Source organism: Staphylococcus kloosii, assembly GCF_003019255.1.
GTDB lineage: Bacteria > Bacillota > Bacilli > Staphylococcales > Staphylococcaceae > Staphylococcus > Staphylococcus kloosii.
In genome coordinates this window covers 132,098-157,253 of the sequence record NZ_CP027846.1, presented here as the reverse complement: position 1 = coordinate 157,253, position 25,156 = coordinate 132,098, and the positions used below count along the sequence as shown (strand labels likewise).

General features: G+C 31.3%; 37 protein-coding genes and 1 riboswitch. Of the genes, 30 read left to right on the top strand and 7 right to left on the bottom strand.

Features of this window, described 5'->3' with window-relative positions; translation table 11 throughout:
• The first annotated feature begins 47 nt into the window (after positions 1–47).
• From C7J89_RS00830 to C7J89_RS00815, 4 genes are read left to right on the top strand one after another with little or no spacing between them, the layout of a single operon-like run.
• A complete protein-coding gene (locus tag C7J89_RS00830) occupies positions 48–890 on the top strand; it encodes an aminoglycoside 6-adenylyltransferase (RefSeq protein WP_103295224.1) in 843 nt (280 codons plus the stop codon).
• Positions 891–923: 33 nt separating this feature from the next.
• Positions 924–1,316, top strand: coding sequence for an HIT family protein (locus C7J89_RS00825; protein WP_061854249.1), 393 nt, complete (start codon positions 924–926; stop codon positions 1,314–1,316).
• A 22-nt stretch (positions 1,317–1,338) separates the two neighbouring features.
• Positions 1,339–1,758, top strand: a complete 420-nt coding sequence (fosB, locus tag C7J89_RS00820; protein WP_061854250.1) for a FosB/FosD family fosfomycin resistance bacillithiol transferase — start codon at positions 1,339–1,341, stop codon at positions 1,756–1,758.
• Positions 1,759–1,771: 13 nt separating this feature from the next.
• A complete protein-coding gene (locus tag C7J89_RS00815; RefSeq protein ID WP_103295225.1) occupies positions 1,772–2,218 on the top strand; it encodes a GNAT family N-acetyltransferase in 447 nt (148 codons plus the stop codon).
• A gap of 139 nt (positions 2,219–2,357) precedes the next feature.
• Here C7J89_RS00815 and C7J89_RS00810 read toward each other — a convergent pair whose 3' ends face one another.
• Positions 2,358–3,047, bottom strand: a complete 690-nt coding sequence (locus C7J89_RS00810) for an ArsR/SmtB family transcription factor (RefSeq protein WP_103295226.1) — start codon at positions 3,045–3,047, stop codon at positions 2,358–2,360.
• Positions 3,048–3,216: 169 nt separating this feature from the next.
• Between C7J89_RS00810 and C7J89_RS00805 the strand changes: the two genes are divergently transcribed.
• From C7J89_RS00805 to isaB, 5 genes are all read left to right on the top strand, one after another.
• Positions 3,217–3,666: an ASCH domain-containing protein gene (locus tag C7J89_RS00805; RefSeq protein WP_061854253.1), complete on the top strand. Its 450-nt coding sequence runs from the start codon at positions 3,217–3,219 to the stop codon at positions 3,664–3,666.
• Between the two features lies 1 nt (position 3,667).
• Positions 3,668–4,210 (top strand): histidine phosphatase family protein, encoded by a 543-nt coding sequence (locus C7J89_RS00800; protein ID WP_103295227.1) that lies wholly within the window; start codon positions 3,668–3,670, stop codon positions 4,208–4,210.
• Entirely contained in the window at positions 4,200–4,667 is a 468-nt protein-coding gene (locus C7J89_RS00795) for a GNAT family N-acetyltransferase (RefSeq protein ID WP_103295228.1), read from the top strand. The genes C7J89_RS00800 and C7J89_RS00795 overlap by 11 nt, the downstream gene beginning before the upstream one ends.
• A gap of 211 nt (positions 4,668–4,878) precedes the next feature.
• Complete coding sequence (locus C7J89_RS00790) at positions 4,879–5,397, top strand: hypothetical protein (protein WP_106884368.1); 519 nt, start codon at positions 4,879–4,881, stop codon at positions 5,395–5,397.
• 343 nt (positions 5,398–5,740) lie between these two features.
• The gene (gene isaB / locus C7J89_RS00785; protein ID WP_103296169.1) at positions 5,741–6,256 is read left to right on the top strand and encodes an immunodominant staphylococcal antigen IsaB family protein; all 516 of its coding nucleotides are present in this window, start codon (positions 5,741–5,743) and stop codon (positions 6,254–6,256) included.
• A 116-nt stretch (positions 6,257–6,372) separates the two neighbouring features.
• On the opposite strand, the gene C7J89_RS00780 is transcribed toward isaB, so the two are convergent.
• Entirely contained in the window at positions 6,373–6,591 is a 219-nt protein-coding gene (locus C7J89_RS00780; RefSeq protein WP_061854262.1) for a hypothetical protein, read from the bottom strand.
• A 386-nt stretch (positions 6,592–6,977) separates the two neighbouring features.
• On the opposite strand from C7J89_RS00780, the gene pgsB reads away from it, so the two are divergent.
• From pgsB to C7J89_RS00760, 5 genes are read left to right on the top strand one after another with little or no spacing between them, the layout of a single operon-like run.
• Complete coding sequence (gene pgsB / locus C7J89_RS00775; RefSeq protein ID WP_103294876.1) at positions 6,978–8,135, top strand: poly-gamma-glutamate synthase PgsB; 1,158 nt, start codon at positions 6,978–6,980, stop codon at positions 8,133–8,135.
• A 1-nt stretch (position 8,136) separates the two neighbouring features.
• Entirely contained in the window at positions 8,137–8,589 is a 453-nt protein-coding gene (pgsC, locus tag C7J89_RS00770) for a poly-gamma-glutamate biosynthesis protein PgsC (protein WP_103294875.1), read from the top strand.
• 16 nt (positions 8,590–8,605) lie between these two features.
• Positions 8,606–9,676 carry a CapA family protein gene (locus tag C7J89_RS00765; protein ID WP_103294874.1) on the top strand — a complete coding sequence of 357 codons (1,071 nt, stop codon included), beginning with the start codon at positions 8,606–8,608 and terminating at the stop codon, positions 9,674–9,676.
• The gene (locus tag C7J89_RS13275; RefSeq protein ID WP_170066434.1) at positions 9,666–9,827 is read left to right on the top strand and encodes a hypothetical protein; all 162 of its coding nucleotides are present in this window, start codon (positions 9,666–9,668) and stop codon (positions 9,825–9,827) included. Before C7J89_RS00765 ends, C7J89_RS13275 begins: the two co-directional genes overlap by 11 nt.
• A 1-nt stretch (position 9,828) precedes the next feature.
• Positions 9,829–11,421 (top strand): gamma-glutamyltransferase, encoded by a 1,593-nt coding sequence (locus tag C7J89_RS00760; RefSeq protein ID WP_103294873.1) that lies wholly within the window; start codon positions 9,829–9,831, stop codon positions 11,419–11,421.
• 144 nt (positions 11,422–11,565) lie between these two features.
• Here the strand turns inward: C7J89_RS00760 and C7J89_RS00755 are convergent, their stop codons facing one another.
• Both C7J89_RS00755 and C7J89_RS00750 read right to left on the bottom strand, forming a co-directional pair.
• Entirely contained in the window at positions 11,566–12,117 is a 552-nt protein-coding gene (locus C7J89_RS00755) for a GNAT family N-acetyltransferase (RefSeq protein WP_103294872.1), read from the bottom strand.
• A gap of 28 nt (positions 12,118–12,145) precedes the next feature.
• The gene (locus C7J89_RS00750; RefSeq protein ID WP_103294871.1) at positions 12,146–12,658 is read right to left on the bottom strand and encodes a Rossmann-fold NAD(P)-binding domain-containing protein; all 513 of its coding nucleotides are present in this window, start codon (positions 12,656–12,658) and stop codon (positions 12,146–12,148) included.
• A 236-nt stretch (positions 12,659–12,894) separates the two neighbouring features.
• On the opposite strand from C7J89_RS00750, the gene C7J89_RS00745 reads away from it, so the two are divergent.
• The 8 genes from C7J89_RS00745 to C7J89_RS13270 all read left to right on the top strand — a co-directional run bounded on the left by C7J89_RS00745 (position 12,895) and on the right by C7J89_RS13270 (position 16,842).
• Positions 12,895–13,218, top strand: coding sequence for a PadR family transcriptional regulator (locus C7J89_RS00745; protein ID WP_103294870.1), 324 nt, complete (start codon positions 12,895–12,897; stop codon positions 13,216–13,218).
• Positions 13,211–13,771 carry an HAAS signaling domain-containing protein gene (locus C7J89_RS00740; protein ID WP_103294869.1) on the top strand — a complete coding sequence of 187 codons (561 nt, stop codon included), beginning with the start codon at positions 13,211–13,213 and terminating at the stop codon, positions 13,769–13,771. Before C7J89_RS00745 ends, C7J89_RS00740 begins: the two co-directional genes overlap by 8 nt.
• On the top strand, positions 13,768–14,559 hold the full coding sequence (locus C7J89_RS00735) for a DUF4097 family beta strand repeat-containing protein (RefSeq protein WP_158260856.1): 792 nt from the start codon (positions 13,768–13,770) through the stop codon (positions 14,557–14,559). Before C7J89_RS00740 ends, C7J89_RS00735 begins: the two co-directional genes overlap by 4 nt.
• A 38-nt stretch (positions 14,560–14,597) precedes the next feature.
• Positions 14,598–14,921 (top strand): nuclear transport factor 2 family protein, encoded by a 324-nt coding sequence (locus C7J89_RS00730; RefSeq protein ID WP_103294867.1) that lies wholly within the window; start codon positions 14,598–14,600, stop codon positions 14,919–14,921.
• Between the two features lie 168 nt (positions 14,922–15,089).
• Positions 15,090–15,299: a hypothetical protein gene (locus C7J89_RS00725; protein WP_103294866.1), complete on the top strand. Its 210-nt coding sequence runs from the start codon at positions 15,090–15,092 to the stop codon at positions 15,297–15,299.
• 99 nt (positions 15,300–15,398) lie between these two features.
• Positions 15,399–15,938: a hypothetical protein gene (locus C7J89_RS00720; RefSeq protein ID WP_103294865.1), complete on the top strand. Its 540-nt coding sequence runs from the start codon at positions 15,399–15,401 to the stop codon at positions 15,936–15,938.
• 445 nt (positions 15,939–16,383) lie between these two features.
• A complete protein-coding gene (locus C7J89_RS00715; RefSeq protein WP_103294864.1) occupies positions 16,384–16,569 on the top strand; it encodes a hypothetical protein in 186 nt (61 codons plus the stop codon).
• Positions 16,570–16,668: 99 nt separating this feature from the next.
• Positions 16,669–16,842: a hypothetical protein gene (locus tag C7J89_RS13270; RefSeq protein WP_170066433.1), complete on the top strand. Its 174-nt coding sequence runs from the start codon at positions 16,669–16,671 to the stop codon at positions 16,840–16,842.
• 53 nt (positions 16,843–16,895) lie between these two features.
• On the opposite strand, the gene C7J89_RS00710 is transcribed toward C7J89_RS13270, so the two are convergent.
• Positions 16,896–17,273, bottom strand: a complete 378-nt coding sequence (locus tag C7J89_RS00710; RefSeq protein WP_103294863.1) for a VOC family protein — start codon at positions 17,271–17,273, stop codon at positions 16,896–16,898.
• Positions 17,274–17,411: 138 nt separating this feature from the next.
• On the opposite strand from C7J89_RS00710, the gene C7J89_RS00705 reads away from it, so the two are divergent.
• The 5 genes from C7J89_RS00705 to C7J89_RS00685 all read left to right on the top strand — a co-directional run bounded on the left by C7J89_RS00705 (position 17,412) and on the right by C7J89_RS00685 (position 20,518).
• The gene (locus tag C7J89_RS00705; protein ID WP_061854275.1) at positions 17,412–17,816 is read left to right on the top strand and encodes an SRPBCC domain-containing protein; all 405 of its coding nucleotides are present in this window, start codon (positions 17,412–17,414) and stop codon (positions 17,814–17,816) included.
• A gap of 21 nt (positions 17,817–17,837) precedes the next feature.
• Positions 17,838–18,221: a VOC family protein gene (locus C7J89_RS00700; RefSeq protein ID WP_103294862.1), complete on the top strand. Its 384-nt coding sequence runs from the start codon at positions 17,838–17,840 to the stop codon at positions 18,219–18,221.
• A gap of 10 nt (positions 18,222–18,231) precedes the next feature.
• Positions 18,232–18,405: a VraH family protein gene (locus C7J89_RS00695; RefSeq protein ID WP_233432435.1), complete on the top strand. Its 174-nt coding sequence runs from the start codon at positions 18,232–18,234 to the stop codon at positions 18,403–18,405.
• 245 nt (positions 18,406–18,650) lie between these two features.
• The gene (gene glcP / locus C7J89_RS00690) at positions 18,651–20,009 is read left to right on the top strand and encodes a glucose transporter GlcP (RefSeq protein ID WP_103294861.1); all 1,359 of its coding nucleotides are present in this window, start codon (positions 18,651–18,653) and stop codon (positions 20,007–20,009) included.
• A gap of 182 nt (positions 20,010–20,191) precedes the next feature.
• Positions 20,192–20,518 (top strand): PH domain-containing protein, encoded by a 327-nt coding sequence (locus C7J89_RS00685; protein WP_061854277.1) that lies wholly within the window; start codon positions 20,192–20,194, stop codon positions 20,516–20,518.
• A gap of 74 nt (positions 20,519–20,592) precedes the next feature.
• Here the strand turns inward: C7J89_RS00685 and C7J89_RS00680 are convergent, their stop codons facing one another.
• Positions 20,593–21,531, bottom strand: a complete 939-nt coding sequence (locus C7J89_RS00680; RefSeq protein WP_103294860.1) for a ketopantoate reductase family protein — start codon at positions 21,529–21,531, stop codon at positions 20,593–20,595.
• A gap of 278 nt (positions 21,532–21,809) precedes the next feature.
• Between C7J89_RS00680 and mbcS the strand changes: the two genes are divergently transcribed.
• The 3 genes from mbcS to C7J89_RS00665 all read left to right on the top strand — a co-directional run bounded on the left by mbcS (position 21,810) and on the right by C7J89_RS00665 (position 24,530).
• Complete coding sequence (gene mbcS / locus C7J89_RS00675) at positions 21,810–23,390, top strand: acyl-CoA synthetase MbcS (protein ID WP_103294859.1); 1,581 nt, start codon at positions 21,810–21,812, stop codon at positions 23,388–23,390.
• A 165-nt stretch (positions 23,391–23,555) separates the two neighbouring features.
• Positions 23,556–23,987, top strand: a complete 432-nt coding sequence (locus C7J89_RS00670; RefSeq protein WP_103294858.1) for an organic hydroperoxide resistance protein — start codon at positions 23,556–23,558, stop codon at positions 23,985–23,987.
• A 120-nt stretch (positions 23,988–24,107) separates the two neighbouring features.
• The gene (locus tag C7J89_RS00665) at positions 24,108–24,530 is read left to right on the top strand and encodes a GNAT family N-acetyltransferase (protein ID WP_233432434.1); all 423 of its coding nucleotides are present in this window, start codon (positions 24,108–24,110) and stop codon (positions 24,528–24,530) included.
• 40 nt (positions 24,531–24,570) lie between these two features.
• Here the strand turns inward: C7J89_RS00665 and C7J89_RS00660 are convergent, their stop codons facing one another.
• Positions 24,571–24,795 (bottom strand): hypothetical protein, encoded by a 225-nt coding sequence (locus C7J89_RS00660; protein WP_103294857.1) that lies wholly within the window; start codon positions 24,793–24,795, stop codon positions 24,571–24,573.
• Positions 24,796–25,017: 222 nt separating this feature from the next.
• Positions 25,018–25,117, top strand: a riboswitch (guanidine-I (ykkC/yxkD leader).
• Positions 25,118–25,156 lie beyond the last annotated feature (39 nt).

Below are 25,156 nucleotides of genomic sequence, written 5' to 3'. Positions count from 1 at the left end.
CTAAACAAAAATTTAGATATAAATAACCGAGGAGTTGGTGGGGGATAATGCGTTCATCTACTGAAATGTATGAATTAATTTTGCATATTGCTCAAAATAATGATCATGTGAAAGTAGTATGTGAAAATGGTTCTAGAGTTAACAAAAAAGTAGTACCTGACCGTTATCAAGATTATGATATAGCATTTATTGTTGATGATTATAGCTTAGTTATTGACGATTTGACTTGGATAGAGCAATTTGGAAATAGAATTATTACACAGTTGCCTGAAGCAGAAGAGTTATTTAAACCGCAATTTGACTATAAATTCCCTATACTAATGTTGTTTGACGATTATAATCGCATTGATTTAACTATAGTAGATATAAATAATATAAAGGATTATTTGCAAGAAGATAGTTTAACAGAAATATTGTTAAATAAAGATAATATAATATTAGAAATTGAGGAAAGTAATGATAGTAGTCATTGGGTAAAAGAGCCAACTCGCAAAATGGTTGAAGAGTGTTTAACTGAGTTTTACTGGGTTTCTACATATGTGATGAAAGGCGTTTGGCGAGAAGAATTGTTATATGCAATAGATAGTTTAAATAATGCTCGAGAAATGTTGCTATTAATATTATCATGGCGAGAAGGTTATAATAATAAATTTAAAATTAATATAGGTAAAAGTTATAAATATTTACCTGATTATTTATCTAATAGAGACTATGCTATGTTGTCAAACACATATCCTGTTTTAAACGCTAATGATATTAAGCGAAAACAGTATAGTATGATTCGCTTTTTTGATGAGATATATGTAGATTTTTGCCAAAAGTTAAATTACAAATATCAAAAGAATCCATATAAAGAGGTAAAAGAATACATCGAATATGAAACTAAATAAATTTTAATATTAATAAGAGAGATAGGTGGAAATATGGATAATTGCATGTTTTGTCACTTAGAACTGGAACCACAACAAAAAATTGTATTACAAAACGAGTATTGTATGTTCTTGCAATTGAATTCTTCCTATCAAGAATCGCAATTATTTGGTGCAGGTGTTATTGTACCAAAAGCACATCGAGCAACAGTTTTTGACTTAACAAAGGAAGAATGGCTTGCTACTTATGATTTGCTTCAGGAAGTGAAGAATTATTTAGATATACATTATCAACCAGATGGTTATAATCTGGGGTGGAACTGTAATGAAGTGGGAGGTCAGCATATATTTCATGCTCATTTTCATATTCTACCTAGGTATAAAGATGAGTCGTTTGCTTATAAAGGTATACGGTATTTCTTGAAAAATAGTGAAAATAAAAAGTAATAAACATATGGAGGAAAAAACATTGATTCAAGGTTTAAACCATATTTGTTTTTCAGTAAGTGATTTACATACATCGATACATTTTTATCAAGATATCCTTAAAGGGGAACTGCTTATAAGTGGCAGAACTACAGCGTATTTCAACATAGGTGGACTATGGATTGCTTTAAATGAAGAACCAGATATACCGAGAAAGGATATTCAATATTCATATACGCATACTGCTTTCTCAGTGGACGAAGCGGATTTTGATGAATGGTGTAATTGGTTAGAGAAGAATAAAGTCACTATTTTAAATGGACGAGATAGAGATGTAAGAGATAAGAGGTCCATCTATTTTTTAGATCCTGATGGACATAAATTAGAATTACACACAGGAACTTTAGAAGATCGTATAAACTATTACAAAGAGGCTAAAACACACATGACTTTTTATAAATAATGAGGGTGATTAGATGAGCGTCGTTACTAGATTATTTAAAAATGAGGACCTACAACAAATAGATAATTTTCTTGTTTTATATGAACAGTTAGGCTACCCAACTACTAAAGAAGAGTTGCTTGGGCGTTTAGAAAAATTAAATAAACACGACGATTATTACATGTTATTGTTAATCAATGAGCAAGGCGAAGTTATTGGTTTTAGTGGAATGATACACATGATGAACTTTGAAAAGCCTGGTCATTATTTACGTATCTTAGCTTTTGTGATAAATAACACTTATCGTGGGAAAGGTAATGGCACGTTATTGCTAAAACAATCAGAACAGCTGGCTATTAAGTTGAATTGTGACGCAATAGCGCTAAATAGTGGCAATCGTGAAGAGCGTCTAAACGCACATGCATTTTACCAAGCTAATGGCTTTAACAAGAAATCTCTAGGATTTGTAAAGCAGCTATAATTAAAAACAAACTATAATAGATAACCGATTTGAATGTTGTTAATTTAAGTGATTTTAAATCAGTTATCTTTTTTAAACTTAATAACCTTTTTATAAAAAAGTAGACTGCCTTCCTACTTTTATTAGCGAAAAATGCTGACTACAAATCACAAATGTCTAACTCCTTGCATAGTGCTTCTTTTCCCTTAGGAGTAACAAGGATTTCTCTTTTTAAGTCTCCCAATTTCAACCATCCTCGTTGGATAAATTGTTGTGTGATTGCGAGTGACAATGGCCCAGCTAAATGATTTTGACGTACGGTCCAATCAATATGCATAGGTAACACTTCGGGACGTATATTCAATTGATTAATATTTATATCTAACCTTTTGCACCATTGTTTACCGGTGTCGGTTAATTGATAGTATTCATTATGCTGTTCTACAAGGTAACCTTTATTGATTAACGCATTGGTAATCATAACACCTAATTTACCGGCAATATGACCATAACAAGTACGTGCAAACTCTAATTTTTGTTTATAAGTCGATTGATTGAGTGATTTTGAAACAAGCGGACCAGAGATATTTGCAATACTTTCAAGTGCTTTAGCGACATCTTCATTATAAAGTTCATAGTATTTATGACGACCTTGGCGGCGTTCAATTATTAGGTTGCCGTTTAACAATTTTTGTAAATGTGTGCTTGCTGTTTGTGGTGAGATATTTGAAGCACGAGCTAATTCGCCAGCAGTTAAAGCGTTCATGCCAGATAAATTCATTAACATAGTCATACGTGTTGGTTCGCTAATTAATTGTCCAGTATCAGAAATATTTTTATAAATTGTCATTAGTTAGCACCTCTCTTTAATAATTTTATTATAACAATGATATATTTCGATGAGTATGGAACTATTATTAACAATGGTGATTTTATAAATAAGGTAGTAAGCAGAGTAAAGAATAGTTATAATACTAGTAATTATCAATGTTAATAACTACGTAAAAGGGGTGTTTAACGTGTCTATTGAAGCATTTTGGAATGAATTTATTACTAAATATCCAGAATATAAAGACGCTAACTATACTGCATGGGCATTTGGCGTTGATCAAGATCTATTAGCTGACTTAGTATGTCGTGGGATTAAAACATCGACAACGAGTGCATATAGTCTTTATGAACTAGATAATGAACCACTACCTCAAACAGAGGAGCTAAGTATTGTGTTAAATAGTAAAGAGCAACCAATATGTGTGATTCAAACGACTGAACTATATGCTACAAAATTTAAAAATGTGACTGAAACACATGCATATAATGAAGGTGAAGGGGACAGAAGCTTGGCATATTGGAGAAAAGCTCATTTAGAATTCTTTAATGAAGAATTTAAGGAACATAATTTAACATTTTCTGAAGAAGAAATTATGTTATGTGAAACATTTAAATGTTTATTTGTTAAGGGTAAGTAGTATGTTGTATTTATTAAGACATTGTCAGGCTGAAAGCCAAAATAAAGATGCGCCATTAACTGAAGATGGACAGCAAAAAGCGGAGTCCCTAATACCGATATTAAAACAACTTGAGATTAACAAAATTTATTCAAGTCCTATGACAAGGGCGACTAAGACGATAGAACCTTTTGCGGTCTCTATGAATAAAACGATAACGATAGACGAAAGATTGACGGAACGCGTACTAACTTCTGATACATTAACGTCATTTTTACCTGTATTAGAAAAAACCTTTAAAGATTATGAATTGAAGTTACACGGTGGGGAAAGTAGTCGTGAAGCTGAACAAAGAGCGATTAGCTTTTTAAATGAATTAGATTTAACTGAAAATACGTTAGTTGTTAGTCATGGCAATTTAATTGCTTTGATATTAAATTATGTTGATAAATTCTCCTTCAGTGATTGGCAAGAGTTAAAAAATCCTGATTTAAGAGTAATTAACAATGATGGCAGTATTTCAAAAATTGAGTTAGTTGGACTTGGTGATAGTTATGGAAATTAGACATTTTAAAAACGAAGATGCGCATGAAGTATCTGAATTAATTATAAGAACTTTAAAAACTACAAATGCATTATACGAACCTGAAGATGTTATGGAAAAAGCAATTACTGATATAACGCCTGAAAAGATAATAGAAAGAGCAAGTTTCACCCATTTTTATTTGATTGTCGATGATACGACAATTATTGGCACGGGTGCTATTGGACCATATTGGGATAGTAAGACAGAAAGCAGTCTATTTACAATTTTTGTAGATCCACAATATCAGGGCAAAGGTCTCGGTAATTTTATAATCGAAACTTTGGAAAATGATGAATATTTTAAACGTGCTGAGAGGGTAGAAATTCCAGCATCGATAACCGCAGTAGATTTTTATCTTAAACATGGTTATACGTATAAAAATGGTATTGATGAACCTGATTCAGAAGGTCTTGTTAGGCTCGAAAAATATTTATAAAAGCACTCACATGTTATTGAAAATGTGAGTGCTTTTTAAAAAGGAATTAATAAGAAAATTTGCAACAAATTGGTAAGTTAAATTTTAGCATTATTAAAAATATGAATAAGCAAATTGTTAAATTTTTAGAAGGCGTTATTATAAAAGTAGGAAATAAATTTGGTAATTGTTTTAATGAATAGTTAAAGTTCATAAGCAAGGAGCTGACATCATGAAAAAACTAAAACTAAAAAATGACCAAATAGTATATTCGCTTTTGTTTTTTATTATATTTACAATCACTATTCAAATATCAACAAGATCTATTTTATTAAATGAGGTAGAAAATTTATCTTCAGACATACCAATTAGTACTGATTTAGCAGTTTTATGGATGAATTTAATTCTTGTAATATTTAGCGTTATAGCAGTTATTATATTGTCTTTAATTTTAAAATTTATTGTAGGTTTTATAGGAACTAAACAAAATTTTTCAATAGGAATGAATTTATACATATATATAAGTTCTATTTTACCTAGTTTTATTACTATTAGTTTAGTAACTTATTTTAATAATGGCATAAGTGTTATTGATAATGAATGGCTCAGTATTTTATCTATAATACTAAATTCTGCTCTATATAGTATATTACTACGAAAGTTTTCTATTATAGAAAAAAGAGAAGCAATAATTACGTTCGTAGTAATGCTTTTACTAAATATTCTAATCGCAATTTTGAAATTCATATAAAAATATATTTGATATATACTCAGTTTAAATATAAATATATAATAGATTTTCACTTAAAAGGGTGGAAATCTTTTTTGATTTCAGAAGAAAATTTCATGAATTTTGACTTGGAAGAGTAAAACTCTGAAATTTTTCTGAAAATTTCTCCTAAAAATTTATTTGCTTTGCGATACTTAATAAATGCTGTCATTGTGCAATATATAGCTGTATAAAATATTATTGTTTTAGTGAATAACGTAAATTAAATTATATTTTTTCAATTTTAAGTTGAAATTTTGTAAATATTGTGTAATATTGTAATCAGAAAGTAATATTTTGTAATAAACAAAAGGGGAGATTCATTATGAATAAGACAACAAAAACAATTGTAGCAACTACAGTAGCTTTTGGCACATTATTTGGAGTAGGAACTGCCTCTGGAGTATCAGCACAAAATAACGTAGCACATGCAGCAACGACGCCATACTATACTTATCATGGATACGCTGGCAATGATTCTAGCTTCTTATTAAACAAACAATTTATGAATGGGATTAAATATGACAATGTAACATTTAATGGTGTGAAAATTACTAATGTCACAGGTAGTCAAACGTTTACTAAATATGACCAAACGTTTACTAATGGAGAAAATAATAAAAGTGCAAATTTAGTAAAGTTTAAAGTTAAAGATCAATTGACTGTAAAACAATTAAAAGATGCCTACGGTTCTGAACTAGAACAAGGTAAATTAGGAGATAAAAGTAATACAGTATATCAATACAAACCTAAATCACCTGGCCTTTTTGTTAGTTTTAATGTTAATAATAATAAAGTAAGTGATGTAGTAATCATGTACGGTGGTGCTGGCGGTGGTTAATTTAAAAATTAATCACTAATTGCCAAATTAAACTTTAAATTGAGAGTTAAATAATATATTTGAGCCTGGGACAATATTGTCTCCAGGCTTTTCTTTATGCCATTAACATATAAAAACTAAGGAATGTTTAAGATTAAGTTATCATCCAAGAACTGCGAATCCTGCTCCATATCTCCAATAGTTTCAAAATTTCTAGTATGATTAGCGTCTGTAATGACCCCACGCATATCATTGCCTTGAAAACTGCCTATTAGTATTAAAATTAAATAGCCAATGCACAAAATTAATATTGTCCCAAGATATATCCCTACTGCTAATTTAACAGGTTTACTCATGACTACCTCCCTAACTTAATGCTTAATATTTTGATTCAAATTAAAAGTAACATAGCTGTTTTAATTCAATGTAAAGCAAGTGTGAAAATATATTTTATTTTAGATATAAGTAGTTAAATAAATCATTCCTTAATAGAGGTTAAATAATTATAAATATAGATAATATTGAATTTAATTCAAATGTAAATATGACTTTAGATTATATTTACAAAAAATTTATATGTTTAAAACTAGCTAAATAACTGAATGGTAGTATGTCGTTAATAGAATAAAATAATAAAAATATACGTTGATTAGGGGGTTATAAATTCATAAATTAGCGTAAATCATTTATTTGTTTCTATAACGTTAAACACTAAACAACTTAATGAAGAGAGGGACACAAATTGTTACTTATCATAATTTGCGTGGTGTTAATCATGTGGTTAGGCATAGTAGAGAAAAAGAATCACTCTCGACGATTAGCAAAAATTCCACTACGAATAAATATTAATGGAATCAGAGGCAAATCAACTATTACGAGGCTTATTTATAGCATTTTACGTGAAGATCAATACAAAGTTGTTGGCAAAACTACTGGTACAGATGCACGTATGTTGTACTGGTTTACTTCAAGAGAATATCCAGTTTATAGAAAGCCTCAAGGTGCGAATATTGGTGAACAAAGGGACATTGTTCAAAAAGTTGTGAAGCAAAAAGCCAATGCACTCGTGAATGAATGTATGGCAGTAAATCCAGATTATCAAATTACATTCCAGAAAGATTTAGTAAAAGCCAATATCGGCGTCATCGTTAATGTTATGGAAGATCATATGGATGTTTTAGGTCCAACATTAAAAGATGTGGCGCAATCTTTTACAGCAACGATACCTTATAAAGGACATCTTATCGTCATGAAAGATGACTATACTTCCTATTTTGCCAAGGTGGCAAAAAAGCGAAAATCGAAACTTATCGTTGTTGATAAAGATGAAATACCAGAAACATATTTAAGGAAGTTTGATTATTTAGTCTTTCCTGACAATGTTGCAATTGCCTTAGGTGTGGCAGAGGCTTTAGGGATTGATAGAGAAATAGCTTTACAAGGCATGTTAAATGCGCCACCTGATTCTGGAGCTGTGGAAATTAAATACTTCACTGCAAATCATACGACGAATGTTTATGTAAATGCCTTCGCTGCAAATGAAACGAAATCCTCTAAGGCCATTTTAAGAAAAGTTGAATCTTACAATTATCCATATAAAAAGAGAATTATCATATTAAATTGTCGTGCAGATAGGGTGGATAGGACAAAAATGTTTGCTGAAGATTTTATCGAAGACGTACAATTCGACACCTTAATTTGTACAGGTAAAAGTACGCAAATGATTACAGAGGTCATGGAACGCAATCCTGATAAAAAGTATCTAAACTTTGAAAATAGTGATATTGGAGAAATTGAAAAAAGTTTATATGCAGAGTGTGAAAATGCTTTGGTGTTCTGTGTAGGTAATATTCATGGCCCAGGAAAAAAATTAGCGCAGTTTATAGAAGGGATAAATTAATATGGTAGGTTCAGAATTATATTTCTCATTATTTGTAGGTATTGTATTGAGTCTCATATTTGCAGAAAAATTTGGTATTACACCAGCAGGTATGGTTGTGCCAGGTTATTTAGCCTTAATTTTTGATCAACCGGTAATGTTGTTATCTGTATTGATAATTAGCTGTATTACATATTTCATCGTCAACCATGGTATCAGTAAATACGTTATTTTGTATGGCCGTCGAAAGTTTGCTGCAATGATTTTAACCGGGATGATATTAAAATTTTTCTTCGATTTAATTTATCCATTAACACCATTTGAAATGGTTGAAATGTCAGGGATTGGTATTGTAATTCCAGGTATCATTGCGAATACGATTCAGAAGCAGGGTGTAATCATTACACTATCGTCATGTATGTTATTGACATGTATTACATACGTCATTTTATTCTTTTATAGTTTTATTAACTAGTTAGGAGCTTGTAAATATGAAGAAATCAAAAAGATTTACAATTGATGAACGTGTGCTGAAATGGTCAAAACTTCATAAAAGATATAATTTCCTTTTTACATTGCTTGTTTTAATAGCAGCAATTGTACTTTTAGTATTAATTTTAAGGTTACAAAAAAGTGTTCCTGTCGAGGCAATGCCTAAGCAAAATAATGAAATCAATTTAACTTACTTAGGTAATATCAACATGAATTCTAATATTAGAAAAAATGATCTCAATGAAACATTTGGAGCAGTTAAAGATATCTTGAAAGGAAGTGATTATTCAACAGCAAGCCTTCATTTATCTAAATTTGCCGATAATCCAAAGATGAACAGGAAAGAAAATATTGATAATATTTTGTATTTAAAAGAGTTAAATCTTAAGAGTTTAAATTTAATAAATAATTCAGTAGATAATATACAAGCAAGAGATTTACAAAAGGATGTTGAAGCACAACTGGGATATAACTTTTTAACTGGAAATGGTTCTAATCCCATTAATAGTAAAACTGTGCAACAAAATGTCAAAGGCCAAAAGATAGCTAGTGTGGATTTTACAGATGTCGACTCCGACTATTCAGATCCATTAAAAAACACTACATCAATTAGTTTGAAACCGAAAATTTTTATGCCGCTATTAAAAAAATTAAAAGAAGATAACGATATGGTAGTTGTTAATGTTGATTGGGGTATCCCAGACGAAAAACATGTAACTGCCCGGCAGCAAAAATATGCTCATGCACTATCAGATGCTGGAGCTGACATAATCATTGGCCACAACACTGTTATTCAAAAAGTGGAAAACTATAAGCATACAAATATATTTTATAGTTTAGGTAATGTGACATCTGAGAATTTCCTCTCTAAAAATCAACAAGGTATTACAGTACAACAAAAATGGGATGGTAAAAAATCAAATTTCTTAGTGACACCCATTAAATCACAAGGTGGTAAGGTTACGAGGGCACAACCAAGTAAAGTTGAAGAAATTAAGTTATTGAATAATCTTAATAGCGATTCAGTGAAATTGAAAAAGGTGAAAGGGGGTTATCATTATGAATCTTAAAAACCACTGGTTATCCATTACAGTTATATCAATTATCCTTATTATCTTCTTATTAATTACTTTTGTTAAGTCGAATGAAGATACTGATAAATACGAAGACTATGAACTTAAAATAGAAAACAAACATTATTTATCTAAAGGAGTAAGTTAATATGAGTATTTATAATAAAAAAACGCTCATCGTCATATTGCTCCTCACAATTATTATTTCAATTATCTTTTTCTTTATTACCAAAAAAGATAATTATAATAAAGATGATTTATACGAAAATAAAATTGTGGATCATGATCAATCCAATGCAAGTAAGAAATACGGTGTAGCATCTAATAATCCAATTGCGACAAAAGTTGGTAATCAAATATTAAAGCAGGGTGGCAATGCTATTGATGCGTCTGTCGGGGTATCATACGCATTGGCCATTACGGAACCACATTCCTCTGGTCTTGGTGGCGGTGGTGCAATGCTTTATTATGATGGTAAAACTGGAAGCGCCCCAAAACAGTGGCAATACAAAGATATCTCATCATTTGATTATAAAGATAAAGATCAAACAGGCACACCTGGTTTTGTTAGAGGTATGCATGATGTACATAAAGCTGGCGGCAAAATGGCAGAAAAGGATATTTTAAATGATGTTATTCCATTAGCAGAAGAAGGATTTGAAGTGGATTCTGAGTTAGAGCGAAGTTTAAAACTCTATGGTTCTGACGTTGATAGAAATTCACCGTTCTTTGAAGGTAGTAAAACGAAACGAGAGGGAGATGTGATTAAACAACCAGCTCTTGCCGAGACACTTAAAGGTATACGCGATAAAGGACCTGATTATTTTTATAATGATATAGGTGAAAAAATATCTAAACAAATGGATGATAAACTCACGGAAAAAGACTTCAAAAGCTATCGTACCGAAGCCAAAGAACCTGTAAGTACAGATTATATGGGCAATAAAATTTATTCGGCATCTAATCCTCTTGGGGGTACACTTATGTTACAAGGTTTAAAGGTAGATGAAGCAACTGAGCAAGGCGATGCGTCTAGTAATAGACTCGATTACATTACAGGTGTACTAAAATCTAGAGCTTTGATGTATCGAAATAGAGATGTTGTTAATGGAACTGATCAAGATTTTGATGAATATCTCTCGCAAGATTATCTATTAGGCAAATTAAATGAATTAAATATGAATAGTAACTTCAATACGAATAATGTAGATAATACAAGTACCACGCATTTTGTAGTTATAGATAAAGATGGAAAAATGACGAGTACGACCAATACGTTGTCTAGTTTCTTCGGTTCAGGAAAGTACATGAAGCAAGGGTTTTATATGAATAACTCATTATCTAATTTCTCAAATGATCCAGCAAGTCCCAATTATAAAGGTAAGCATAAAGAACCAAGGTCGTTTACGGCACCTACAATCGTTGTGGGGCCTGATTATTACATGGGCATCGGAACACCGGGTGGCAATAAAATACCAACGACATTGAATGAAGTACTTATTGATTACTTAAGAGGTAATGGGACACTACAAGATTCAATCGATAAACCCCGTTTTTACAATGATGGGGGTACGATTTACTATGAAAATGCAACAAGTAAAGAAGATATTAATATTTTCAAAAGTTTAGGATTTGGCATAGAAGAAAAACGAAATGATCCCAACTTCGGCAGTGTACAAGGTGCAATTTACAATCAAAAAGATAAATCAGTTGAAATTGGTCAAGATGTTGGTAATCGTTGATTCACCTTACCATCAACGAAAATAGATTTATATAATAATTAAAGACCCTTTACAATTAATCACTATAAAGTGAGTTTTGTGAAGGGTGCTTTAATGTTTGCTTAACTTATGGTTATTGAAACGGTAAAGGATAATAAGATGTTATTAAATTTCATAATGAGCAAATTCTGATTTTAGTAAGCTGAAGACATAACTATCTGAGTATTGCCCATTAAGCTTTTCAGCTTGGCGAATCATACCTTCTTGTTGAAAACCTAATTTTTTAGGAATATTTTGGCTTTTAACGTTATTTACTGCAGTTCGAATTTCTACACGATTTAAATTTAATTCTTCAAAACAATAATTAATTAAATACTGTGTGCATTTAGTCATAATGCCATATTGTTGATAATCTTCAGCTAAGTAATAGCCGATAGAAGTCTTTTCATTTAATGAATCTATATAGTGAAGACCAATTACGCCGACAAGTTTGTTATTGTACCAAATGCCACAATGAAATCCATCGTTACGAGCAAATTGTTGAAGCGCTGATTTAATAAAGTTTTTACTATCTGTACTAGATTGTGTGAAATTCACAAATGGCAACCATTCACCTAAATGTTCTCTGTTATTTGAAACTATAGCAAAGAGTGCTTCCGCATCTCGTTCTTCTAATATTTTTAAACTTAGATTTTCAGTAATTGGTGTTTTGAACATGAATTTCACTCCTAATATAAAATATTGCTTAATTCTTGCCTGCTACTATTCCGACTTGGACATCATTGCCTGAGCTTATAGCTAGTATTGTGCCATGAGCTATTTCAGAATTATATAACCATCGTTTTTGGCCACCAGTATCTTCTTTATAACCTAAACTTACGGTAGAAATAGCGATATTTGAAGCGGATAGATACGAAAGTAATTCTGCGTCACTGTACTTTTGCGTAGCTACAATATGAATGTAACGATGCTTATTTTTAGACCATGATACATGCTCTTTTAAGAAACGTAAATGATTAGCATAGCCTTCACTATGAACCCAACTAATCACTAATGTCACGTCGTTAATTGTAAAATCGAAAGTTTCGGGATGAAGGTAATCATAATGTTGAAAATGCACATTACTTTGTTCTAATAAAAATGAATCATAACTGTCTTTATTTCTAGAAAGTAAATAAATATCTTCGTTGAAATTATCGACAACCCAACGAATAGTGTTTGTTAACATACCAGATCCACCGACAATAATAATAGACATAATACCAGCCCCTTGTTATTTTAACCTCCATTATACAGTATAGTTTATGAAATAAAAGCACCAAGCGCTTGGCCAAAAATGCTAAACGCTTGGTGTTTAGTTGTTATTTTGGAAGAAAACAGCATTTGCTTTACTATCTTTTGTTCACTACCTTGTAATGCATAATAGTGTGTGATATATTTTTATCATCAACTACTATGTATTGTTAGGTACTGAATTATGTGGAGGAATAAAAAATGAATATACAATTCAAAAAAGGGGCTTTGGAATTTATTGTACTGCTCATAATAAAAGGGGAAGATCAGTATGGATATTCTCTTGTACAAAAAATTACACCCAGGATAACGATATCTGAAGGGACTGTTTATCCTTTATTACGTAGGTTAGTCAAAGAAGAATATTTAACGACATATTTTAAAGAATCTACTGAAGGGCCAGCACGTAAATATTACAAAATTACAGATTTAGGTGAAAAACGTCTAGAAATTTTATTGAATGAATGGAAAAGTTTTACAGATGCTATTGATTTGTTTTTAGAGGAGAGTGACGTCGATGAATAAAAAGGAATATTTAACTGTATTAAATAAGCATTTGAAAAGTATTTCGGAATTTGAAAAAGCAGAAATAATAGATGAGTATGAAACACATTTCTATAGTGGTAAAGAAGATGGCAAAAGTGAAGCAGAAATATCAGAAGAATTAGGCAACCCTAAAGAAATAGCTAAAGAATTAAATGCAAGTATGGCTATGAATAAAGCTGAGAAAACAAATAAATTGGGAGATTTAACAAAGGCAGTTATTGCTGTAATGGGATTAGGTGTATTGAACTTTTTTGTAGTTTTAATACCTATCATTTTAATCATAAGTATCTTGTTTAGTCTTATGGTTACAACGATTATATTAATCGCGTCACCTATAATGCTGATATTAAAAGGAATAGTTGATGGATTTAATACTATTTTATCAGTAGATATCTACTCAGTATTGGCTAGTTTCGGCTTAGGATTAGTACTTTTTGTTATTACATTTTTAATCACGAAATGGACATATAAAATTTTCGTGAAATATTTAAGATGGAATGTAGCGATAGTAAAAGGGAGTGTGCAGTCATGAAAAAATTACTATGGATACTTTTTGCTTTAGGAACTTTAATGTTTGTAGTTTTTGGTATTTTAACAATAATTAAAGGAAAGGAAATAGCACATACTCATCCTAGTAAGGTAACTAACAATGAAGATTTTAACGAAAATATAGATCATTTAAACATTAATGGATCGAATGCGAATGTGAAAATAAAACAGGGTGATAAGTTTAACGTTAAATCAATTGGCCCTAACAGTAAGTATAAATCAAATGCTAAAGTAAATAATAAATCTCTAAATATCAATATGAATCAACCTAAAGCTATCGTTAATTTAAATCCATTTCAACGTAATTACACACAATTAGAAGTAACAGTCCCTAAAAGCTTAAAATCGATTAAAATTTCAGGAGAAAGTGGAAATATAGATGTAGATGGTATAAATACCCAAAGTTCTAAATTCAAGGCTGATAGTGGACAAGTTAAGTTGAAAAATTCAAAATTAGGGTCGCTTAATATCAATGTTGATACAGGAAAATTAGTAACACAGCATTCTAAATTTCAACATGCGAAAATAAAAGCAGATACAGGATTGGTACGTATGAAAAATGTTCCGGCAGACAAACCTATTGATATAGATGTGGATACAGCATATGTACATCTATCATTTGACCAAGCACCTAAAAATAGTTTGTTTGATGTAAATCAACAAGAAGGAAAGCCTGATATAAATATTCCTTCACTGAAAAATAAAAAAATAGGAAATGGGAAAAATATAATTAAAATCAGAACTGATGTAGGTCATGTGAAGATAGACTAAAATGTTCAAACTATATAAAGCTGAGCAGGTGATTACCATTGATTGACTATGAATGGCAGCATTTAAAACCAAGTAATAGAAAAAATAAAGATAAAGTATTGGATATTTTGCATCCCAACTTTAAGGAATTTGGTAAGTCGGGCAAAGTGTTTTATAAAAGTGACATCAAAAATATGGCCCTAAATTGTGATGACTTTACTATTAATAATTTTGAAGTTTATGAACTCGCTGAGCATGCAAGATTATGTACGTATGAACTTGTAAATAATACGCGTGGAGTAATTAGCAACAGAAGCTCTGTATGGCAGTTTTATGATGGCGATTGGGCATTGTTGTTTCATCAAGGGACTGAAAAATATTAGGTGACGTAAAGTTGAATCTCACTCATAAAGATTGTAATTTTCAGAAGCTTTTCATAAATATTAATAAATGTTAATGTCTGAAACGTAGGTTAAGGGAATTTGGCCGTTGATTATTAACGGTTTTGTGTATCTATATGCAATATTAATAAATTTCTAGGAGGAATTGTTTTGAATATGCATATTTACGCATGCCTTTTCGATGAGTGGGTAGATATATCTAAGGCAGACAATGTTTTAATTGAACACACTTATACCGATGCTAATCAATGGTATAAAGCATTACCACACGATATTTTTGATTATGATTATGTAGATATCCGATATCGAGATATTGATTACCAAGTGCACCCATGCTTTATTGAAATTTTAATGCACTAATTTAAATAAATTGTGTTCAGTTATTTAAAATTTATAGGTGATATGTTAAAGTTATCAATCCTACTACTGTCTCCTGAATAAAACGAGAAGGAGAATTTTATGTTGAATGTTATATCTGCAATAGGACAAATTGGTACATTTATAATGGCATTGTTCTATTTTATTTCTGTTACTTTACAACTATATCAAATGAAGATAGCGTTTATACCCGCATTGGGTTTTAATCAAATTTTGATTAAAAGAAGTGCTAAAGGTCTTACATTGCACAATACTGCAGTTAAAAGAGATGGAGAAAATGAAGAAGACTTTTTACAACTCTATAATTTAGGTGGAGGCGCAGCTAAACAAATCACTATCGAAATTTATATTGAAGGTAATGAGGTATTAGAAAGAAAATTTGTTAGTATGCTTCCTAGTAAAGAAGGATATTTGTTACCAATAAATAAAGACGTATTTGATGAAATTGAAAAAACTATTAAAAACAATGGTTATGAATCTAATTTAAAACTCAAATTAACGTATAAGCATAATGTAAGTAGAAAACAACAAGAACTTTATTTAAACGGTAAAATTGACGTCTTTAACACTTATGATGATGAAGCTGTTTATGAATTACAATTTATTAATATTGATCAATAATTCACTTAATAAGTAGAAAGCATGCAAGTGCAAGTAGTTCTGTTGCGCCTGCATGTTTTACTTATATATCACTTTATTAAATTTTAAAATGTTTACAATTTAATGAAAAATAGTCATTGAATATTTACAATAATAATTGTGAAAGATATAATCTATTTGCATGCCTTAGGGCATGTGAGATTATATGAGATGGGTTTCTCAACGTGCCCTTGGGCATGTTGAGAATGTTAACTCCCGTTATAGTCTCAGAAGGCCCCTTTAATTAGGGGTCTTTTTTTTATGCATAACTTATTTAAATGATGACTTATTATATCAATATACTTTGTGAAAATATGTATAAATTCTAGTGCAAAGGGAATTTTAAAAATAAGAGAAAAATGCGTCGTATTTAAGAAGAGAATTAAGCGGTATTATTGATATCTTCGTTGAGGGGAAGTTTTGTAATATGAAATTACACATAAAATCTATTGTGAAAAGTTTACTCATTGCAATAATCATTTTCATAATATTTATAGCTATTAGTGGTACAAAAGTCATTTTAGGGGCATCAATTATGGCTTTAATAGCATTTTTTGGCAATTATGGTTCTTTTTTGTACGAACAACATAAACTTAAAAAGCGCGATAAATAGAGATGAGGCTTAGTTATATAAGTTATGAATAGTATGAACAGGGTATTTATATAATGAGACTTTATAGCCGGTATTATTAAAATAAGGAGAGGAATCGATATGTGGATTGTAGCAATATTATTAATTATCGTAGGTATTGTGTTCTTAGTGTTAGGTAAAAGAACCTCTCGTCATCGTTTAGGAAGAAGACAAAGCTTTTTTAGTTTAGGTACCGTATTTTTAATTTTTGGTGTAGTCGATATTGTCGGATTAATTATAAACGCATTAATATAGTGAATTAGAATAAACATAAGACCTCCCGTAGTCTAAAACGGGAGGTCTTGTTATTATTGTACTTCTTTTACAGCAAAGTGATTTTGTTCTGGATCAGCAAAGTTAAATACTCTACCCATAGGTAATGTCATGACTTCACCTGTTTCAATTCCGCTTTGTTGAAGTGATTCACGTAACGAATCGAAATTTGTAGTGGCAAAGATTAAAGATGGTGTAGCCGTACTGACACCCATATCCATGGCGTCTACTTTTGCTTTATCTTGTAACACAATTAAAGTTTGTGCATCTTCTGATGGTGCTAATTTAACAGCGCGCATTTCCATTTCAGTTGTATCTTCTACAACAGTGAAAGAAAGGTGTGTTGTCCAAAAATCAATCGCTTTATCATGATTATATACATATATCATTACTTCATCTAATCTATCTAACATTATTTTCACCTCAAAAGACTATTTTTATAAAGTATAATAGAGAAATAGTAAAAAGCATACTATAACTACTTTAAGTTTAAAGTATATTGTTGAGGGCAATAATTAAACATATGATTAGATAGAGAAGGGGAATTACATATGGATATTATTACTAAAATGGAAATTACAGCACCAGCTTCAACGGTATTTGAAGCATTTGTAGATCCTAAAGAAATTGGGGGATTTTGGTTTTCATCAAGTTCAAAACGTTGGGAAACAGGTAAAAATATAGTGTTACGTTATGATGAATATGATGCAGAAGTTGAAATTAAAGTTAAAGAAGTGACGCCTAATGAAAACATTGAATTTCAGTGGGGGGATAAAACGGTGACAATCAACTTTGAATCGTATGATGATAAAACTTTAGTAACGACAAAAGAAAGTTCGTTTGATCCTTCCGAAGTTGAACGTATTCTCGGTCAAAAAGAAGGTTGGGTTTATATGTTAAGTTGTCTAAAAGCTTATATAGAACATGGTGTGCAAATTAGAGCGGGACTACAATAAATTTTTGGTGGTGTTTAAACAATGAAAATAGTAGCAACGAGTATATTTGTTAAAGATCAAGAACAAGCCCAACAATTTTATACTAAAATATTAGGTTTCGAACTTAAACATAATATAGATATGGGTGGTCCTAAATGGCTAACTGTAAAAGAGAGTAACTCTGCCAATCCAGTGGAAATTGTATTAGAGCCAAATGATAATCCTATTGCTAAAGATTACCAAACTCGACTTTTTGATGAAGGTATACCCGCTACAATGTTTGCCACTGATAATCTAGAAGAAGAGTATGAGTCGTTAAAAGCGCGAGGTGTCCGTTTCACACAAGAACCACAGGCTATGGGAGAAATTAAACTGGCTATATTTGATGATACTTGTGGCAATTTAATTCAATTAATTGAACAATGATAAGGGTGTGGTGAAAATTTCACGTGACAGAATTGAAAAAGAACGACAATCAGGATTTATCGCTCTATTGTTTAGCATTATTTTCGCATGTGTGTTTAGTGTCATGTTCACCCCATTTATAGGAATACCTGTGGCAATCATAAGTGGTTTTTTCATCCATTTCGCTGATAGAGATGAAGAATAATTGTATAACATAACTTTATATTTTATTAATAATTCTTATTCATAACGACATGTGAATAAGAATTTTTTGTATTAATTCATACTAGAAGTGAAAATTTTGCTACTGTAAAAATTGACTCTCATTCAATTATAAGCTTTTCAAATTCCTTTTTTATTATAATTGTTTGTGAATTTTATTAAAATATAAATTGAAACGCTTTCATTTTTAGATTATAATAACCTTAATTATGAAAGGGATGATATTAAGTGAATGCAAACAAATATTTAATTTTTATTTTGGGAGCTTTAGGCGGATTATTATATGGTTATGATAATGGTGTTATTTCTGGTGCGCTATTATTTATCCACCATGATATTCCTTTAAGTGAATCTATGAAAGGTTTAGTCGTATCATCGATGCTATTTGGCGCAATAATCGGTGCTGGCGGTAGTGGTCCATTATCCGATAAAATAGGGAGAAGACGTCTTGTATTGATAATTGCGATTGTATTTATCATTGGTACACTGTTATTATCATTTGCACAAAACATTGAAATGTTAATATTAGGACGTTTCATTATTGGTTTAGCAGTAGGTGGTTCAATGGCTACTGTACCGGTATACTTATCTGAAATGGCACCTACAGAATTCCGCGGTTCTCTTGGCTCACTTAACCAATTGATGATTACGATTGGTATTTTAGCAGCTTACTTAGTTAACTATGCTTTTGCTGACATGGAAGCTTGGCGTTGGATGGTTGGTTTAGCAGTAGTACCTTCAGTTATTTTATTAGTAGGTATTGCGTTTATGCCTGAAAGTCCAAGATGGTTGTTAGAGCACAAAGGCGAAAATGCTGCAAGAAAAGTAATGAAAATTACATTTGATGAGAAAGAAATAGATAAAGAAATTAAAGAAATGAAAGAAATCTCAGCTATTTCTGAATCAACATGGACGATTTTAAAATCTCCATGGATTAGACCAACATTAATCATTGGTTGTGTGTTTGCTTTATTCCAACAAATCGTAGGTATTAATGCGATTATTTTCTATGCACCAACAATTTTAAACAAAGCTGGTTTAGGTGAAGCAACTTCAATCTTAGGTACAGTTGGTATTGGCTTGATTAACGTGCTTGTTACAGTAGTAGCGGTATTTGTAGTAGATAAAGTAGGACGTAAGAAAATGCTTGTGACTGGTAACATCGGGATGGTCGCTTCATTAGTAATTATGGCAGTCCTTATTTGGACAATTGGTATTACTTCATCTTCATGGATTATTATCATTTGTTTATCACTATTTATCGTATTCTTTGGTTTAACTTGGGGTCCAATTTTATGGGTTATGTTACCTGAAATGTTCCCAATGCGTGCACGTGGTGCGGCTACTGGTGTAGCAACATTAGTACTAAATGTTGGTACAATCATTGTTGCGCAGTTATTCCCAATGCTTAATAGTGCATTAAGTACAGAATGGGTTTTCTTAATATTCGCAGTTATCGGCGTTTTAGCTATGATCTTTGTTATTAAATTCTTACCAGAAACTAGAGGTCGTAGTTTAGAAGAAATTGAATATGACTTAAGAGAAAGAACTGGCGCTAAACCTGAAGAAATGAAAAGTTTATCATAATATTTAAAACGTACAAATTATAGGGATTTGTACGTTTTTTATTTACTGAATTTATTAGTTAAATATAGTTGTTCTTAATAGACAATTTTATATCTATAATACACAATGTTATTAAGTATTAATAAAGTGGTAATTTAGTAAGACGACATAGTAAATAGAAAAAGAACAAAGGTGAGGATAAGATGATTTTAGATAATGTAAATCCAAACGATTTATTTCCAACTGAGAAGAAAGGACCATCTGTACTTGGAGATATAGAATATAACGTTAAAGGTGAACAACGTTTATATAAAGGAGCTTACATAGCAACTAATGAAAGATTAATATTAAATGTTGATATGGATGGACAATTTTATTATAGAAATATTGGCTATAACGAAATTAAATCTATTTCTCATGATGAACAAGTTATCAATTTAAGTTTTGAAATAGGGGACTTTCCAATTAAAAACATAGAAAAAGGCGACGTAGAAACCTTCACGTCTTTTGTACAACAACAAATGAACTAGAAAATGATTAAAAAAGCTCACAGCTAATACATATAATTAGCTGTGAGCTTTATTGTTACATAACATATAAAATCTTAATTTTTAACATAATCAAGTTCTAATTCGTGAACTTGATGAGTTAACATTTCGTTTAGTGGCGTAGGGATATTCAGGTCTTTACCATATTTAGCAATTTGCCCGTTAAGGAAATCAATTTCTGTCAAACGGCCTTTGTGCAGATCTTGATGCATTGAAGGATAGTGTAAACCTTGTGTAGATTCGGGATAGGCAGCTTCTATCTTGTGAATCATGTCTGCTGTGTTGATGGCAACGTTACGCGCATTAGCTACAGATACTATTTCTTCTATTAATGGTTGAATCATAGCTCTAGCTTGATCGTATGCACCTAACTCGCCAATGCGCTTATCTAAGATAGTACATAACGGATTAAGCACACTGTTTAAAGTCGCCTTTGACCATATAGAAATAAAGACATTATCACTGATAACTGAATTCAACCCCGCCTCATTAAATATGTTATTTATTTCTTCAGTTCGATTATCGGCTTCTCCATCGGCGCGTTGTAATTCTATTGTGCCTGAACCTTCTAATAAAAGTTGTCCTGGACCTCTTAATCCAGCAGTCCACATTGTAACAGCTAAAAATATTTGAGATTTTGGTACTACTTCTGCAAAACGCTCGTCATGTCCTAAACCGTTCATCATAGTTAATATCGCTGTTGATTCTTTGATTGCATTTCTGTCATATAATGCATTAATCATTGCTGAAGAATCCATTGCTTTAGTCAAAATAATAATTAAATCATACTGTTCATTTACTTCAGATGGCTTTTTAGCAGTGATATTGACATTATAAGTTGATGTTTCAGTTTTAATTTCTAGGCCTGCATCATTAATTTTGTTAATATGTTCGTCCCAATAGTCAATGAGCGTTACATTGTATCCTGCCTCTTTAATTTGTGTTCCGATGCGACCGCCCATAGCACCGGCACCAGCGATTGCAATATTATACATGAAAACACGTCCTTATCGAAAAATGAATTGTTATTTCTTGGCATAAGACTAATAAATAACTCGCTATATAAATTTTTAGCCTTATATATTTTGCTATATACAATTATTTTATCACTTTATCTATATAAATTTGCAATTATCAGACTTTTTACTTATCAAATTACTGAAATAGGCGTACAATTTAGACGTATGATTAAAAGTTAAGGTAGTATGTTCATGTTTAAGATGATATTAAAATAAGATATTATGAATATTTTAATTTCAAAAGGAGAGTAATTATGAAGAAATCAGATTTAGTTGCACCAGAACGGTATAATATTGTTGAAGAAATTGAAAAATATGCCGTTGATACGTCGAAACAGGCGATAGCTTATGAAGATGAAGCGGGTAATACGGATAGTATTACATATGCCAATTTAATAAAAAATGCTAATAAAATTGGGCATGTATTTTCTAATCATGGGTTACAAAAAGGGGACAAAGTACTCATAATGATGCCTCGTAGCATTATTACGTATGAAATTTATACTGCTGCATTAAAATTAGGATTAGTCATTATTCCTAGTTCTGAAATGCTCAGAACGAAAGACTTACAACATAGAATTACACATGGCGATGTAGCTGCTGTAGTAGTAATTAATGAAGGCATTAATGAATTTAAAGGTATAGCAGAATATGATAACTTAACGAAATTTATCGTCGGTGGACATGAAGACGATTGGATTAATATTGAAGATGAACAACAACAAGTAAGCGATGAATTAGATATCGTCGCAACGCATAGAGACGATGTTGCTTTATTATCTTATACTTCAGGTACGACTGCTAAACCTAAAGCCGTAGTTCATACGCATGGTTGGGGTTATGCACATATGCAAACCGCACCTAAATATTGGTTAAGCGTTAATGAAGGTGACACAGCATGGGCTACAGCGGCACCAGGATGGCAAAAATGGATTTGGAGTCCATACCTATCTATTATGGGTTCAGGTGCTAAAGCGTTAGTTTACCAAGGTAAATTTGATGCTAAAAAATATTTGGAACTATTACAAAGATATGAAGTTAACGTGCTATGTTGTACACCGACAGAATATCGCTTAATGGCTAAATTACCTAATTTGAAAGATTATGATTTATCTCATCTTCATAGTGCAGTTTCTGCAGGAGAACCTTTAAATCAAGAAGTAATAGAAAAATTTCAACAAAACTTTGATTTAACTGTTAGAGATGGCTATGGTCAAACAGAAAATACGCTACTTATTGGTTCGCTTAAAGATGCCGAAACGCGTCCAGGATCAATGGGGAAAGCTATTTTAGGCGATCAAGTTGCGATCATCGATGAAGATGGTAATGAAGTTGAACCGGGTGTAACAGGTGATATTGCTGTCTGGTTAGACTCACCAGCACTTTTCAAAGGTTATTATAAAGATGAAGAACGTACTGCAGACTCCAAACGTGGAGAATTTTACGTAACAGGAGATCGTGCACGTATTGATGAAGATGGCTATTTCTGGTTCCAAGGTAGAAGTGACGACATTATTATTAGTTCGGGATATACAATTGGACCATTCGAAGTAGAAGACTCACTCATCGGTCATCCTGCAGTGAAAGAATGTGCTGTAGTAGCTAGCCCTGATGATATTCGTGGTAACGTAGTTAAAGCTTTCGTTATTTTACAAGACGATGTAGAAGGAAATGATGCGTTAGTAAAAGAGTTACAAAACTACGTTAAACAAGACGTTGCGCCATACAAATATCCGCGTCAAATAGAATTTGTTGACGATTTACCTAAGACAAATTCTGGTAAAATCAGACGTGTAGAATTACGTGCAGCAGAAATTGAAAAATATAATAAATAACAAAAGATGGTACCAAGAAAGGTACCATCTTTTTTATAAGCAAGGTAGTTGAATAATACAGTATACAGTTATATAATCGAATTAATCTCAATTGAATTGTACTTAATTTAATTGAGATAAACAAAAAATACTGATAAGTATTTAACTAAATAGAGGTGCATATAGATGTCTAAAGTTTTATATACTACAAATATGATTAGTAATGGCGGTCGTGATGGTCGTGTGTTTAGCCCTGATAATACGTTTGTGCAAAACTTAGCTACTCCAAAAGAAATGGGAGGTAATGCTACTACAGCTGAAACGAATCCAGAACAACTATTTGCAGCAGGTTATAGCGCTTGTTTTAATAGTGCGTTATCTTTAATATTACAAAAAAGTGGTGTGACAGATGCTAATCCAGAAGTTGAAGCAACTATTGAATTAATAGTAGATGAAGCTGACAATGGTGTTAAATTAGGTGGAACTTTAACAGTCACATTAGAAAATATGTCACAAGAAGATGCAGAAGCATATGTAGAAAAAGCGCATAATTATTGCCCTTATTCAAAAGCAACTAAAGGTAATATTGATATAGCATTAGAAGTGCATGCACAATAATTATTAATGAGGAATAATATAGTAACTAAACAGTTTGAAGTTACTAGGATTATTCCTTTTTTTGTTTTTAACTATTATATAAGGGTAGTAGTTGAGCAAAGTGAAAAAGGGGCGATTTATGTGAAAGTAGATTATACATACACTTTTGATACAAGCTATATTCAAAATATGAAAGAAGTTTATAACTCTAATGGATGGACAAGTCATAATGAAGATAATATAAATTGCATTTTTAAAGCGAGCACCCATGTTATCATAGCAAAAGTTGATAAGAAGGTTATTGGTTTTGGCAGGGCATTGTCTGATGGTGTTTATAATGCGGCCATTTATGATGTAGTGGTAGATAAAAATTATCATAAGTATGGGATAGGTAAGGAAATTGTAGAAAAGTTAGTAGCACAAATAGGCAATGTATCATGTGTATACTTGATTGCGACGACTAAATATACGACTTTTTACAAGCGAGTTGGTTTTAGAACATTAACCACAGGGATGGCTATTTATCAAAAAGAGCAATTAAAAAATGAGTACACTGTAGATTAAACGTAACAGAAGTACTCATTTCAGGTTTGATGTTTGATATTTACAACGAATAGTCTTTCACGTCCCTGAAGTCATAGTTTTTAATAATAGTGCAACCTAATGGGTGGAAACCATTATCTACATGTTCATTAATCTCTTCTAAGACGTTTAATATTTCATATTCAGGTGTTGATACATCAAACGTATATTTAAATAAATGTTCTTTGTCTGATAACACAGTAGCGACTAATTCTTCATTTTCCATTTTATAGCCTAATAATTGCATAATCATCTTCACCTTTCTTTATATAAATTATTGTTTGGTATTTAAAATTCTCAGCTCTAAATTAGAATTATTCTAATTAAATACTAGTATACATTAAAATTAGTAAAATGTAGAGTGTTTTAGCCCTGATAATTGAAAAAATTTTGACTCAAGCGTATCGAATCTTTTTGAGATACTATGGTTGACCGGTATATAAAGATTTGATATAGTTCAATTAATTTAATAAAAGCTTTCTAGGGTTCCGTAACTTTATAGTTAGTCTGGTCCGAGAGAAAGCGACATGTTATTGCATGTTACACGGAAGGATAAAAGCCTGGGAGATAGTTTAGATACTATCTTCCGGGCTTTTTTTATTTATTAG

Excerpts from the sequence above, each read along its gene's own strand:
- C7J89_RS00670 (WP_103294858.1), top strand. The coding sequence starts at position 23,556 with ATGTCTAAAGTTTTATATACTACAAATATGATTAGTAATGGCGGTCGT.
- C7J89_RS00800 (WP_103295227.1), top strand. The coding sequence starts at position 3,668 with ATGTTGTATTTATTAAGACATTGTCAGGCTGAAAGCCAAAATAAAGAT.
- C7J89_RS00760 (WP_103294873.1), top strand. The coding sequence starts at position 9,829 with ATGAGTATTTATAATAAAAAAACGCTCATCGTCATATTGCTCCTCACA.
- C7J89_RS00685 (WP_061854277.1), top strand. The coding sequence starts at position 20,192 with ATGATTTTAGATAATGTAAATCCAAACGATTTATTTCCAACTGAGAAG.
- C7J89_RS00660 (WP_103294857.1), bottom strand. The coding sequence starts at position 24,795 with ATGCAATTATTAGGCTATAAAATGGAAAATGAAGAATTAGTCGCTACT.
- C7J89_RS00790 (WP_106884368.1), top strand. The coding sequence starts at position 4,879 with ATGAAAAAACTAAAACTAAAAAATGACCAAATAGTATATTCGCTTTTG.
- C7J89_RS00720 (WP_103294865.1), top strand. The coding sequence starts at position 15,399 with ATGTTGAATGTTATATCTGCAATAGGACAAATTGGTACATTTATAATG.
- C7J89_RS00715 (WP_103294864.1), top strand. The coding sequence starts at position 16,384 with ATGAAATTACACATAAAATCTATTGTGAAAAGTTTACTCATTGCAATA.
- C7J89_RS00735 (WP_158260856.1), top strand. The coding sequence starts at position 13,768 with ATGAAAAAATTACTATGGATACTTTTTGCTTTAGGAACTTTAATGTTT.
- C7J89_RS00795 (WP_103295228.1), top strand. The coding sequence starts at position 4,200 with ATGGAAATTAGACATTTTAAAAACGAAGATGCGCATGAAGTATCTGAA.
- C7J89_RS00765 (WP_103294874.1), top strand. The coding sequence starts at position 8,606 with ATGAAGAAATCAAAAAGATTTACAATTGATGAACGTGTGCTGAAATGG.
- C7J89_RS00705 (WP_061854275.1), top strand. The coding sequence starts at position 17,412 with ATGGATATTATTACTAAAATGGAAATTACAGCACCAGCTTCAACGGTA.
- C7J89_RS00710 (WP_103294863.1), bottom strand. The coding sequence starts at position 17,273 with ATGTTAGATAGATTAGATGAAGTAATGATATATGTATATAATCATGAT.
- C7J89_RS13270 (WP_170066433.1), top strand. The coding sequence starts at position 16,669 with ATGTGGATTGTAGCAATATTATTAATTATCGTAGGTATTGTGTTCTTA.
- C7J89_RS13275 (WP_170066434.1), top strand. The coding sequence starts at position 9,666 with ATGAATCTTAAAAACCACTGGTTATCCATTACAGTTATATCAATTATC.
- C7J89_RS00830 (WP_103295224.1), top strand. The coding sequence starts at position 48 with ATGCGTTCATCTACTGAAATGTATGAATTAATTTTGCATATTGCTCAA.
- C7J89_RS00755 (WP_103294872.1), bottom strand. The coding sequence starts at position 12,117 with ATGTTCAAAACACCAATTACTGAAAATCTAAGTTTAAAAATATTAGAA.
- pgsC (WP_103294875.1), top strand. The coding sequence starts at position 8,137 with ATGGTAGGTTCAGAATTATATTTCTCATTATTTGTAGGTATTGTATTG.
- C7J89_RS00740 (WP_103294869.1), top strand. The coding sequence starts at position 13,211 with ATGAATAAAAAGGAATATTTAACTGTATTAAATAAGCATTTGAAAAGT.
- C7J89_RS00815 (WP_103295225.1), top strand. The coding sequence starts at position 1,772 with ATGAGCGTCGTTACTAGATTATTTAAAAATGAGGACCTACAACAAATA.
- C7J89_RS00810 (WP_103295226.1), bottom strand. The coding sequence starts at position 3,047 with ATGACAATTTATAAAAATATTTCTGATACTGGACAATTAATTAGCGAA.
- C7J89_RS00700 (WP_103294862.1), top strand. The coding sequence starts at position 17,838 with ATGAAAATAGTAGCAACGAGTATATTTGTTAAAGATCAAGAACAAGCC.
- C7J89_RS00680 (WP_103294860.1), bottom strand. The coding sequence starts at position 21,531 with ATGTATAATATTGCAATCGCTGGTGCCGGTGCTATGGGCGGTCGCATC.
- mbcS (WP_103294859.1), top strand. The coding sequence starts at position 21,810 with ATGAAGAAATCAGATTTAGTTGCACCAGAACGGTATAATATTGTTGAA.
- C7J89_RS00825 (WP_061854249.1), top strand. The coding sequence starts at position 924 with ATGGATAATTGCATGTTTTGTCACTTAGAACTGGAACCACAACAAAAA.
- C7J89_RS00745 (WP_103294870.1), top strand. The coding sequence starts at position 12,895 with ATGAATATACAATTCAAAAAAGGGGCTTTGGAATTTATTGTACTGCTC.
- C7J89_RS00750 (WP_103294871.1), bottom strand. The coding sequence starts at position 12,658 with ATGTCTATTATTATTGTCGGTGGATCTGGTATGTTAACAAACACTATT.
- C7J89_RS00780 (WP_061854262.1), bottom strand. The coding sequence starts at position 6,591 with ATGAGTAAACCTGTTAAATTAGCAGTAGGGATATATCTTGGGACAATA.
- isaB (WP_103296169.1), top strand. The coding sequence starts at position 5,741 with ATGAATAAGACAACAAAAACAATTGTAGCAACTACAGTAGCTTTTGGC.